Source organism: Microbacterium sp. ZOR0019, assembly GCF_000800925.1.
Lineage (GTDB): Bacteria > Actinomycetota > Actinomycetes > Actinomycetales > Microbacteriaceae > Microbacterium > Microbacterium aurugineum.
Window position 1 is genome coordinate 37,093 of sequence record NZ_JRKC01000013.1, and the last position, 10,631, is coordinate 47,723.

Here is a 10,631-nt window from a genome sequence, read left to right on the forward strand (position 1 = left end):
TGCCGTGCTCACAGCGCCTGATGTCACCGACCCGATCGGTCCCGGGGTGCTCTGACTGAACGTTGCGGCACTCTTCGGTGCACGCGGATCTGCGCCAGACCTTTCCGATGTTTGGCCGCGTGATGCCAGAGGCAGCCGCTCGGTCAATCGGCTTGTCGTGAGTCATGAAGGCTCCTTTGGGTCTGGCTCGGATGCTCGGTGGCGTCTTCCCCGGAGATGATCTCAGCAGCTCCCGACACTCCACCACTACCTGCGGCGAGCGCGTCGATGTGGTCGAGGAGTTGTTGCCAGGTGTGGATGGGGCGGATTCGTCCTGCGATGGTGATGACGGCCCAGGGGGTGGGGGTGTGGAGTTCGTAGCGGCGTTGGCCGTAGACGGTCACTTCGATTCCGCGGCTTGTCCAGGTGGTCGTGTTGCCGGGGATGGTGGCGGCGAGCGCTTCGAGGAGGTCGGCGATGCGGGGGTCGGCGGGGGGTGGGGTCACGCTGGTTCTTCTCGTGTGGGGTGGCTGAGGATGCGGGCTTGGACGAAGGGGAGCATGGCTGCCCTCTGGGGGGCGGTGAAGCGGGCGAAGTGGGTGGCGAGAGTGTCGAGGGCCTGTTCGAAGGTATCGGGGATGTCTCGCAGCGCGTTGTGGGCGCGTTGGGCGGCGTAGGCGGCTTGTGCGTCGGCGAGGTCGTCGAGTCGCCAGGTTTCGATGTCTGCGGGGTGGGGCCATGAGTCGACGACGCGGGGTGCGTTGGGGCCGTTCATGAGGATCTTGGTGGGGTCGTCGCCGGGCTGGCGGATTTCGAGGATGGCGCCGATGGGGACGCCGGCTTGGTAGGGCTGGAATGCGCCCTTGGCGGCTCCGAGGGTGTTGCTGTCGTCGAGCTCGCGGTACCAGTAGGCGATCTTCTGTCCGGTGAGGAGTCGTCGGCCGATGTAGACCACGCGGGATGAGCTGATGGTCATGGCTGGTCCTTTCACTGGTTGGTGCCCGGGGGCCTGGGGGGATCCGCCAGGCCCCCGGGTTGCTTACGCGGAGAGGGGTTCGGGGGAGTGGGCGGCGGCGGGGCAGCCGAGGGCGTTCGCGCGCTGGGTGAGCCAGTAGGCGATGAGGGCGGGGTCGGCGGTGGCGGGGATGCCGGAGTCTTCGGAGATCTCGCCGTCGGCGGTCTCGATCCACCAGGTGGCGCGCAGCACGTGGGGGTTGATGCCTGCCCGGTCGGGGGCGGTGTCGGGGGTGCGGGTGCCCAGGAGGATCTGGAGGGTGAAGAGTCCGCCCATCTCGGCCTCCACCTCGACGGGGAAGGGGAGGAGGGCGGCGACCGCGGTGACGTGGTTGTCGATGCGCTCGATCTCCAGGGCGTGCGCGGCGCGCTCTGCGCTCTCGGCGCTGGCGAAGCCCTGGTACTCCAGCGCGCTGGCGAGGTTGTCGCCGGTGTGGGTGGTGGCGAGTTCGTTGAGGAACTGGGCGGATTCGGTGGGGTTCGCTCCCTTGTGGACGCGGGTGGCGATGAGCTGGTCGGCCTGCGGGGTGGTAGTCATGACGACATCCGATCTTTGTTGTGAACCTGACATTTACAGAATAGATCGGAGCTGACTGGGAACGCAAGACCCTACTTTCGTTCTTGATTGACTCAGGCTTACGAAATCGTTAGCCTGGCTGGCAGCAGTAGACACCAGGCTCCACACGAGAGGTTGACACCATGGGACTGTTCTCACGCAAGAAGGTGGCGAAGCGCCTAGACCTGACGCCGGCGCGTGTCTCCCAGATGGCAACCAGCGGCGCACTCATCGCCCCGATCGAGGATGAGGACGGCACCGAGCGTGGATGGCCCGGGACCTACGTCGAGGAAGTCGCAGCCCGTCGACAGGGACGACAGACCTCCCGCAGCATCTACGGTTACTCGACGCAGGCGACACCGTTCGCCCGAGTCAACGACGCAGTGATCGAGGACCGCGGGCAGCGGGCCTTCGTGCAGCTGCTCCAGGTCGACTCCGGTCTCGTCGGACTCATCACCCAGCTGCGCAGCACGATCGAGCGGGATGGGCCGTACCTGAACAGCATCGGCGACCGCGTCTCATCGTTCAGCTCCTTCGGTACGGATCTGCTGCCCTTCATCCACGAGGCGGCACGGGTTCTGGGCGTCGACGAGTACAGCGTCGCCTGGGTGCGACTCGAGGATCTCCAGGCGAGTGAAGTAGTCGTGATCACTGAGCCGATCCACCGCGACCCGTCAGCCTGGTACCCGACCTCCGCTCGAGAAGGCCAGGAGGAAGACGGTCAGCAGGAACCCATTCCCTGGTCGACGCTGCACGCCAAGCTCGGCGCCCCCGTCCCCGTGCTCGATGTCCCCACGGTTGAGGCGGTCGACTCCTGGCACCGAGCGGGACGCACGCACTCCACCGTTGTCGTCGACGTCGATGACAACTACAACCGGGCCACCGCCGCATCGCTCCTTGCCCACCTGGCATCCCGCTCCGACACGTACACAGGCAGCGGCTATGTGACGACAACGGCCGCTCTCAAACTGGCGACCACTCGCCTCAACAAGATCATCAGTTGGGACGCATCCGGCGCGGACTATCACGCCTACCTCCCAAACACCGCGGCAGATCATGTCGCCGCGATCGCCACCACACAGCACCCAGCGTTCGACCAACTTCGTGCAGAGATCACGCCGGCACTCCTCGACGAGGCGACCGCGCCCCGCGCCGACCGCCAAGAAGCTGCCGACGTGCTCGGCCGCTTGCACTATGCCGTCTACGGCCCGTACGGCGAGATACCAACGCCCGCCCTCGCCCATGCGCTGGAACGTGCCTTGGACGTGATGATTCACCGATTCAACGACGAACTCATCACGGAATCGTACGGCGACAGCGTGATCCGCCCCGTGTTCTACGAGCTCCGCACCTTCGAACGCGGGGACTGGGCGACCTCCTGGAACGAGTATCTGGATGCTCTGGAACTAGCCCCGCACCACCGCTCACCCGACGCCAGGCTCCTCGAGTCGAAGGAACATGAACACTCCTCCTCGGAGCAGCACGACCAGAAGCCACTGACCCTCATCGACAGCGACGGCAACTACGTGCTTACTCAGCATCTCCGCGGCTATCAGGAACGGCGCTTCACGCGGGTCACAATCGCCGTGCCGGTCGCACCTCTGACAGACCGCCCCCTGGACCACCTGAAAGAGTTCGACGAGCTGATCGTCGAGTCCGACACGCAAGACGGCCCCATCATGCTCAGCATCAACGGCAAGCTGCACCTGATGCCCTTCGGCACAGCGCACCCCGGCGGATTCACACACGGCTACTGGGGGCACGGACCGTCGAACCTCTCCGCAGCCATCACCGCATTCCTCGAATGGGCCAACGGCACCCCGATGACCCCCGCAGGCACCGATCGCATCCGAGGAATCGTCGTCGGCGCAGACCAGGATCGTCAGTTGCGGATCAGCCGAGGCCAACTCTTCAAACCCGGAATGTTCGAAGCAGAATGAGCCGCCCGCCCCGCGTCCCCGGATACCTCGACGCCCGCCCGATCCGCGACGGGCTACGCACATCCGTATGGACCGTCCGCGGCTATCGACATGGGGCCGCCAAGAACACCGCCCCGGCAGGCGATCGCATCCTGAGCGGTGGCCTACTCGTCGGATCGATCATCTTCTTCCCACTCCTCCTGATCACGATGCCGCTCCTCATCGGAGCGCGACCGAAAACCAGGTACTACATGAGCGCGGATCGCAACGCGGCGATCGCCGTCACCGCCGGGCGCACGGTCTGGCATGTCGCCGATCACAGCACAGCGCGACCGGGGACCAAAAGTGGGCGAGCGCTACGCCGAGACCTGGCACCACACCTGGTCGTCCTGCTCGACGCCGCGGACGCCGAGCTGCGAGCGGTCGCGGTCAACGAGAAGATGGCCGAGCAGTATGAGGACGATCTTCCCGGCCTTCGCCGCACCGGAGAGACCGGATGGCCGCGGGGACTCAAGATGGCTCGCCCCCGCAAGTCAGATCTCTAGTCACAGCCTCGCTGTCCCCCAAACGGAGGACATGCCGCCGGACCCATCGACTCTGCGGCGAGCGCGTTGTCGGTCAGTAGTCGCGAACGGGTGTCGTCGCGAGGCGGAACGTGGCCGGTGGGTTGTGGGGCACTCCTGCTGGGGTGATGAACAGGTAGAAGAATTGGGTGGTGAGTCGCTGCGGTCCTCGGCCTGATCCGGTTGTCGAGAGGGCGCCGCCGGCGTAGACGTGCTCGCTCCAGTCGGGTCCGAGGATCGCGCGGATCCAGGCGACGGCTTCCTCGAGGTTGACGGTGAGCCGGGAGCGCAGCTGGCGATGATGCGAGGCCACGGAGAAGGTCAGCAGAGAACCGCTGAGCTGGTCGTCCTCGAGCATCACGGCCTGCTCGACGACGTCGGCAACGATCGTGAACTGCGCGTGCCGATCGGTCAAGGACTTCACTGGCCCGAACCGCTGCAGCGTCTGGCTCTCCCCGGAGAGGATCATCGCGAGTCCGTCCTCGGCAGCGATCGTGGTTGTGGAGTCGGCCGCGTCGGTGAAGAGGTATCGACGAAACGCGCGGATCTCCGCGTGGTGCTTGCGAATGAGCGGGCGCAGATCGACCATCCACGCACCCTACAATCCAGCGCCGACAGCGTGGGGGCCACCTTCTGACCTACCGCCTGTCTCACCGTTCACGCGGAGGCGGTCGCGATACGCTCACCCCGAAGAGAGGCGTGTGATGGCTCCGACGATGTCCTACGAGTACTACCCGTGTGAAGACGAGCGGTATCTGAACGGGTTACACATCCAGAAGGCGTTCCGGGATATCTACGATGTCTGGACCATCATGGTGGACCCCGAGGTGAGCGCTGCTGACTGCGAAGAGATTGAGGACGAGGACGAGCGCGCGGATCTCGCTGACCTCAAGGTCGACGCCGGCGGCTGGTTCATGGTCACCCCCACGATCCGCTGCTCACTCGAAGCGATTCTCCGGAAAGGGTGGCGGATCCAGCTGCAGCGGAAAGCGATCAGCTCCGGCAAACTCGCCGTCATCCAGTCCACGACGTACTGGGGCCCCTGGCGGTTCGACCAGGCTGACGCCTACGGACCATCCCTCACTGCCGCGCACACCATCCTGCAGTTCCTCAACGCGGTGCATGCCGGCACATATCGCCTCTGGCGTTCCGAGGATGCTGGTGCTCGCGGGCTGTTCCCCGGCCTCCCCACAGGACAGGCACTCCTCAAGTTGGACGAAGCCAGAGCCACCGCCGCAACCGCGTGGGTCAAGATCGCCGAAACGTGGGCTGAATACCTTGAGGTGTGGCCCATCGGATCTCAGTGGGAAGAACTGGCGACCTACTTCACCTCACACCCCGATCATCCCTCCAAGCGCACGTTCCTCGAGCTGCGAGAATCTGCCCAGAACGAGGAGCAACCGGACACCCTCGAATGGGGTGAGAGCAGGTAGATTCCACTCGGTCCACCATCTGCGGCGAGCGCAGGGGCTTGGATCACTTTTGCTTGGTGCGGGGGATGCCCTTGCCCTTGTTGATCTGCTTGATGCGCGCTCGCCGCAGGCTCCCTGTGGGGTCGTATAGCTCTTTGAGGGCGTGCTCGAGAAGCTCGGCACCTTCGAGTACCTCGGCGATGGTGAGGGTGGCTTCGTGGGATCCGCTGTTGCCTATCCACTTGACGGCTTCGAGGGTGTCGGCGATGTCCGCGTTTGCGGGATCCGCTGCGCGGTAGAGCTCGATGCGATCGTGGGCGCTCAGTCGACGCCGTTTCTTCTTCCTGGTGATCTCTGTGCGCCTTACGCGCTTGCTGGTGAGGAGTTCTTCGATGGCCTGGCGGAGCTGGTTGGCTGCGGCGTTGGGGTTGATCCAGAGCAGCTCGGACGCGGCGTGGATCGCGGCAGTGACCTTCTCGGGGGTCTTCGCGGGTGGGGTGAAGATCGGCAGGGCCGGGGAAACGTATCGGACACGGATGAAGTCCGTCCATCGCGTTCCATTGGTGAGGGTGTCGACGTCGACGTCGTATGACCAGTCGCCGCTGATGAGGACGGCGCGCCCGCACTCGGGGTCGCTACACCGGAATGTTCCTGAGCAGGTGCCGGTGAGTTCGCCCGTGCCAGCCATGCCCGCGGTGATGTGCGCGAGTAGTTGTTCTGACGCGGGGTCGTGGAGCTTCATGAGATCGCCGGCTGGCCTGATGATTCCCTCCCCGCAGTCGGGGCAGGGGATGGGAGGCCAGCTCGCGTGGAGAACCCAACCGGCGAGCTTCAAGAGACGGTTCGACACGATCTGAGAGTAGAGCAGCGATAGCTGCCCTCCTCTCACAAGGGGGCCAGGGAGTCCCCCTGGCCCCCTTGTCTCACGCCGTTTCGAGTAGCTCGATCACATCCTGCGCGCTGGTGATCAGAGTGGCGTCGAACTCGCGGATCAGCCGGTGGCACCCACTTGACGTCGTCGAGCTCAGCGGACCAGGTGCCGAGCCCAGGGGGCGTCCCAGAGCCACGGCTTGGGCCGCCGTGCTGATGGATCCCGACCGGAACCCTGCTTCCGTCACAACGGTCACCCGCGCGAGAGCCGCGAGGATCCTTCCCCGAGCTTGGAACCGCCAGCGCGTCGGCGCGGCATCCATGGGGACTTCGGAGATTACGGCGCCGTGTTCGGCTATCCGGGTGATCAGCGCCGAGTGTCCGGCCGGGTAGAGGCGTGCGACCCCGCCCGCCATCGCGGCGATGGTGGGGATCCCCGCGGCGAGCGCGGCGCGGTGTGCGGCTCCGTCGATCCCGTAGGCCGCGCCGCTGAGGATCGTGACCTGGTGTGCGGCCAGGTCAGAGACGATCTCGCTCGTAATGGATTCTCCATACGCCGTGCTGGCCCTGGCCCCGACGACGGCGATCGGCCGCGGGTTGGTGAGGAGGGAGGCGTCGCCACGGACGTACAGGGCGACGGGGCGCTGGGTGCCGAGGTCGGCCAGTGCGGGGATCGTGTCGGGATCGATCAGGGTCGCGCCCGCTCGCTCGAGGGAGGCGAGGTTCTCGGCGATCGTTGACGAGCTGATGCGGGGTGCCCACTGGGCGGCGGAGGCGGTGGCGGTGCGCTCGTCGACTCCGGCGTCCTGGAGGGCGGCGCGGAGGCCGTTGCCGGTGATCGCGTCGTATGCGGCAACCGGGCCGAGGGCGTCGATCAGTGTTCCCGCGACGGTGTCGCCCGGTTCGATGATCGTGCTGATGGCCGCGCGGGCGTGGAGGACGTCTGTCTGGGGGAGTGTGCTCGTGTTCATCGGAGATCCTTACTTCTTAGTTGTGAACCTGACATTTACAACCTACGAGGGGCCACCGACATTCGGATCGCCGCTCAGCGCACCCGTCCGCCCGCCGGTGAATCGCGCCCCTCTCCGGTCTGCCGTGGCGTGCAATTTGTCGACCTCGGGCCCTTCTGCCCACCCCTTGTAGGTGAGGGGGTCCACACCGGGCCATCCGAGCCGAGAGGAGGCCGCTGTGGCCGATGAACTGACCCTGACGAGACGCATCGAGCGATACGAGAACTTTCATCAGTCGAAGCGCGCCAAGGCTGTTGAGCACGAGGAGCTGTACTACCTCATCGATCACCAGATCGGTCGTGTCGAAGCGCAGTTCTTCGACACGGAGCACATGCTTCCCTACGCCGTCGCGGGGCTTCCCTGGCCGATGCGGAGGCATGACGCACGCAGTTTCGTTCTCGTCCGTCTACTGCTGACTGTGCTCGTCGGCTGGTGTGTCGGTGTGCTGTGCTACCCGGGAGGCGTGATGCTGGCCCTGGTCGTCGGCGGCGTCTCGGCAGGGGCGTTCTATCTCCTCGCCACCCATGGGCCGAAGCTGCTCCCGCCCGAGGATCTGGAGAAGCGAATCCAGCTCGTCAACAAGTTCACCGAAATGCAGCTCGCGGTGGCCGCCGACGACGAACGCGTCGCGGAGGCGCGTCGCGCTAAGCGGCTCCACGAAGCCGACGCGGCGAAGCTGCCAGCCGTGGAAGTGCGCCGGGGTACCGAGACTGATCGGTCGACGCGGTGAGCATCGAAGCCGTGCACTCAGAGCGAGAGGCAAAGCCCAGCCGTGCAACTCGGTGGTTGATGGTGGCGATCTATGTCATGGCTGCAGCGACGGCGGTTCTTGCCGTCGTTCAGTGGGCGGAAAGAGGCTGGGTGCAATCGGGCTCAGACCTCGTCGGCATCGTGGTTCAGACCGTCTATCTCGTCGCGATTTTGGGCTGGTACTCCATGCCGCGCAGCACCTCAGAGAAGTACTCCGCGAGCGTTCTCATGGTCTTCGCAACGGTTGGTGTGCTCGGTGTTCCGCCTCTGGTCTCGGTCATCTTCGATCTGCTCAATGAGGGCCGTCTCCTGTTCGTAGCCGCCTAGAGGGGTTCCCGTCACATACGACGGGAACCCCTCGCTATGCATCAGCCGGCTAGGGGCATTGAGAGCTTCCGGTCCCATCCTCCGAGAGCGTGCGCCGCAGTCGGCCAGGCGTCGAAATGCTCCAGCGTCAGAGAGTTCCGGTGGTTCACGATGGCCGGGATCTGCAGCAACGAGAGCTGGATGTAGGACATAGCCACGGCGGTGGTACTGAGGTCGTCGGCTGTGACGTGCAGCTGTGTGGAGCAGTCGACGCCTTGGGAGGTGAGTTCCTGGGCGACGGCGATCACCATGGCACCCGCGCCGCAGGCGGGCTCGTACACGGTCAGGAAAGGGCGCGTCTGCAGCTGCTCGGCGGCGTCCGGTACCTGCAGGGCGGCCATCAGCTGACAGACGCTGTACGGGGTGAAGAACTGTCCCTGGTCGCGGCTTGCGATCTCCAGCTGCATGTAGACCTCGCCGAGCACGTCGCGCGGCTCGGTGACCAGCTCGATCGTCACGGCGCCCAGCGCCTCGGCGAACCGCGTCCACTGGGCCTCCGAGTACCGCTCGCGTGTCCGCTCGTACTGCTCCTCCCGCTCTTCGTGGCCGTTGGGGTCGAAGCGGTTGCGCAGGGCAGTTGCGCTCATCGAACAGAAGTCGCCGAAGACGGTGTGGAGATCTCGCTCGCCCGTGTTCGCGCGCAGTAGCTTCACGATCTCTTTCGACGACATCAGGCGCTCACCATCGCGGCGTACGCCGCCTTCACCTCGCGCACCGACATTGCCCGATCCGTGACGCCCATCGCGTCGACGGCGGTGAGCAAGTCGTAGGCATCTGTCGGGGTGTCTCCCCACGACATGCCACCGCTGACCGCCCACCAGGTGTTGTGGAGGAAGAGGGTCGTCACGTCCCTCCGACCCGCAGCGAGTGTCACCACGGCGAGCTCGAGGAGATTCCGCAGCGCGGCTTCCTCCCCGTCGTCGTCCTCCTCAAGCAGATGCTCCAGGTTTCCAAGATCGGTCTCGGAGATCTCCAGCCGCTCCACCCTGCCAAGCAGCACATGCTGCTCGATCTTCACGAGTACCTCCGGGGCCAGCTCGAGGGAGTCGCACCAGGCCTTCGCAGCCGCGCTCATCCGGGCTTCCTTCGCGATTGCCACCAACATATCTGCACCCATGGCGTGTCCTTTCAATCCGTTGTTGTGAACCTGACATTTACAGACTATGAGGGGCCACCGACATTGGAATCGGCGGCCCCCGAGTCAGGCTCGCTGTGCCCGGTCGATAGCGACGGCAGCAGCCATCAGCTTGTGGACGCCTCGCCCGTCGAGGTCGCGATACCAGGCGGCGGCGTTGAGCAGGTCGTCAGAGGTCGGCACCCCGCCGTTCACGTCGCTCACCGCCATCGCGTACAGATCCGCGTCGGCGGTCGGGCCGAGGATGCTGAGGACCGCCTGGTCTGCGATCTGCTCCGGAGTGAGGGTGCTCATGCTGCCGCCTCCGCCTCGCGTGCAGCGGACAGCGCTGCCGCCTCGCGCCGCTGGTGTTCGCCCCACGTCGCGGGCGGTTCGGTCCCTACGGGTTCGCGGGTCACCCATGCGTGATTGCGCTCGGAGGTTGGGACGTGTTGCCCCAGCCGATCTGCGGCACGCATCGCCTCGTATGCCTCCCTGCGGGCCTCCAGGGCGCCCCCAGCGATCTGGCGCGTAACGGTGGCATCCTGGACCGGCGTGGAGGGGTCACGCTCCCACAGCGTGAACATCACCCCTTCGCCGTCGACGTACCCGCGAGGGTGCATGCCGAACTCGCGGGCCTCGTGATAGATCCCTCGCGCCTTGGCGTCCGCGAGCCCCTCGTGCACCGCGGTGAGCACCGGCACCGAGGCGGTCGCCTCCAGGCACGTCACCGCCGTTCCGTCTGCGGCGGTGTATCCGAGCACGTACCCGTCCGCGGTGGTCACGTAGTAGGCGACCTGACGGCGGTAGCGCTTGCGGCTGCCACCGGTGAGGTACTGCTCCGTGTAGTCGCGCTGCGCCGCCCGCACCGCCTCAGCGAGGGGGCCATGCGCATCGGGGCGCACCGTGCCGAGCACAGCGATCGATTCTCCGTGCGCGAGTGCGCTCATGAACGGGCGAGAGTGGGCCACTGCCTCGCGAAGCTGTTCCGTGTTGATAGCCATCCTGAACCTCCTGTGTGTGTTGTGTGAACCTGACGTTTACAAACTAGGTGGGGGGTGGGACATTGGTGGGGGTG

General features: G+C 65.7%; 15 protein-coding genes. 5 read left to right on the top strand and 10 right to left on the bottom strand.

Translation table 11 applies throughout. The features are described from left to right. Positions 1-143: 143 nt before the first annotated feature. The 3 genes from L978_RS04325 to L978_RS04335 all read right to left on the bottom strand — a co-directional run bounded on the left by L978_RS04325 (position 144) and on the right by L978_RS04335 (position 1,531). Positions 144-485 carry a hypothetical protein gene (locus L978_RS04325; protein ID WP_047520656.1) on the bottom strand — a complete coding sequence of 114 codons (342 nt, stop codon included), beginning with the start codon at positions 483-485 and terminating at the stop codon, positions 144-146. Continuing rightward, complete coding sequence (locus tag L978_RS04330; protein WP_047520658.1) at positions 482-955, bottom strand: hypothetical protein; 474 nt, start codon at positions 953-955, stop codon at positions 482-484. The genes L978_RS04325 and L978_RS04330 overlap by 4 nt, the downstream gene beginning before the upstream one ends. Positions 956-1,018: 63 nt before the next feature. Continuing rightward, positions 1,019-1,531 carry a hypothetical protein gene (locus L978_RS04335; protein WP_047520660.1) on the bottom strand — a complete coding sequence of 171 codons (513 nt, stop codon included), beginning with the start codon at positions 1,529-1,531 and terminating at the stop codon, positions 1,019-1,021. A gap of 161 nt (positions 1,532-1,692) precedes the next feature. Here L978_RS04335 and L978_RS04340 point away from each other — a divergent pair, with 161 nt between their 5' ends. Both L978_RS04340 and L978_RS04345 read left to right on the top strand, forming a co-directional pair. Beyond that, positions 1,693-3,489: a hypothetical protein gene (locus L978_RS04340; protein WP_047520662.1), complete on the top strand. Its 1,797-nt coding sequence runs from the start codon at positions 1,693-1,695 to the stop codon at positions 3,487-3,489. Continuing rightward, positions 3,486-4,013 carry a hypothetical protein gene (locus tag L978_RS04345; protein ID WP_052193319.1) on the top strand — a complete coding sequence of 176 codons (528 nt, stop codon included), beginning with the start codon at positions 3,486-3,488 and terminating at the stop codon, positions 4,011-4,013. The genes L978_RS04340 and L978_RS04345 overlap by 4 nt, the downstream gene beginning before the upstream one ends. A 73-nt stretch (positions 4,014-4,086) precedes the next feature. Here the strand turns inward: L978_RS04345 and L978_RS18240 are convergent, their stop codons facing one another. Continuing rightward, the gene (locus tag L978_RS18240; protein WP_052193320.1) at positions 4,087-4,620 is read right to left on the bottom strand and encodes a hypothetical protein; all 534 of its coding nucleotides are present in this window, start codon (positions 4,618-4,620) and stop codon (positions 4,087-4,089) included. A 127-nt stretch (positions 4,621-4,747) separates the two neighbouring features. Between L978_RS18240 and L978_RS04355 the strand changes: the two genes are divergently transcribed. Next, a complete protein-coding gene (locus L978_RS04355) occupies positions 4,748-5,464 on the top strand; it encodes a hypothetical protein (protein ID WP_156118221.1) in 717 nt (238 codons plus the stop codon). 43 nt (positions 5,465-5,507) lie between these two features. Here L978_RS04355 and L978_RS18245 read toward each other — a convergent pair whose 3' ends face one another. Together L978_RS18245 and dprA are read right to left on the bottom strand one after the other, a co-directional pair. Beyond that, positions 5,508-6,185 (bottom strand): DUF4145 domain-containing protein, encoded by a 678-nt coding sequence (locus L978_RS18245; protein ID WP_052193321.1) that lies wholly within the window; start codon positions 6,183-6,185, stop codon positions 5,508-5,510. A 181-nt stretch (positions 6,186-6,366) separates the two neighbouring features. After that, the gene (dprA, locus tag L978_RS04365; RefSeq protein ID WP_052193322.1) at positions 6,367-7,284 is read right to left on the bottom strand and encodes a DNA-processing protein DprA; all 918 of its coding nucleotides are present in this window, start codon (positions 7,282-7,284) and stop codon (positions 6,367-6,369) included. Positions 7,285-7,501: 217 nt separating this feature from the next. Between dprA and L978_RS04370 the strand changes: the two genes are divergently transcribed. Together L978_RS04370 and L978_RS04375 are read left to right on the top strand one after the other, a co-directional pair. After that, positions 7,502-8,053: a hypothetical protein gene (locus tag L978_RS04370; protein WP_047520666.1), complete on the top strand. Its 552-nt coding sequence runs from the start codon at positions 7,502-7,504 to the stop codon at positions 8,051-8,053. After that, a complete protein-coding gene (locus tag L978_RS04375) occupies positions 8,050-8,400 on the top strand; it encodes a hypothetical protein (protein ID WP_156118222.1) in 351 nt (116 codons plus the stop codon). Before L978_RS04370 ends, L978_RS04375 begins: the two co-directional genes overlap by 4 nt. 41 nt (positions 8,401-8,441) lie before the next feature. Here L978_RS04375 and L978_RS04380 read toward each other — a convergent pair whose 3' ends face one another. The 4 genes from L978_RS04380 to L978_RS04395 form a co-directional block, all read right to left on the bottom strand. Next, positions 8,442-9,026 (bottom strand): N-6 DNA methylase, encoded by a 585-nt coding sequence (locus L978_RS04380; RefSeq protein ID WP_231554968.1) that lies wholly within the window; start codon positions 9,024-9,026, stop codon positions 8,442-8,444. A gap of 83 nt (positions 9,027-9,109) precedes the next feature. Further along, a complete protein-coding gene (locus L978_RS04385) occupies positions 9,110-9,514 on the bottom strand; it encodes a hypothetical protein (RefSeq protein ID WP_156118223.1) in 405 nt (134 codons plus the stop codon). A 126-nt stretch (positions 9,515-9,640) separates the two neighbouring features. Further along, entirely contained in the window at positions 9,641-9,868 is a 228-nt protein-coding gene (locus tag L978_RS04390) for a hypothetical protein (RefSeq protein WP_047520671.1), read from the bottom strand. After that, a complete protein-coding gene (locus tag L978_RS04395; protein ID WP_047520673.1) occupies positions 9,865-10,557 on the bottom strand; it encodes a hypothetical protein in 693 nt (230 codons plus the stop codon). The genes L978_RS04390 and L978_RS04395 overlap by 4 nt, the downstream gene beginning before the upstream one ends. Between the last annotated feature and the right edge of the window lie 74 nt (positions 10,558-10,631).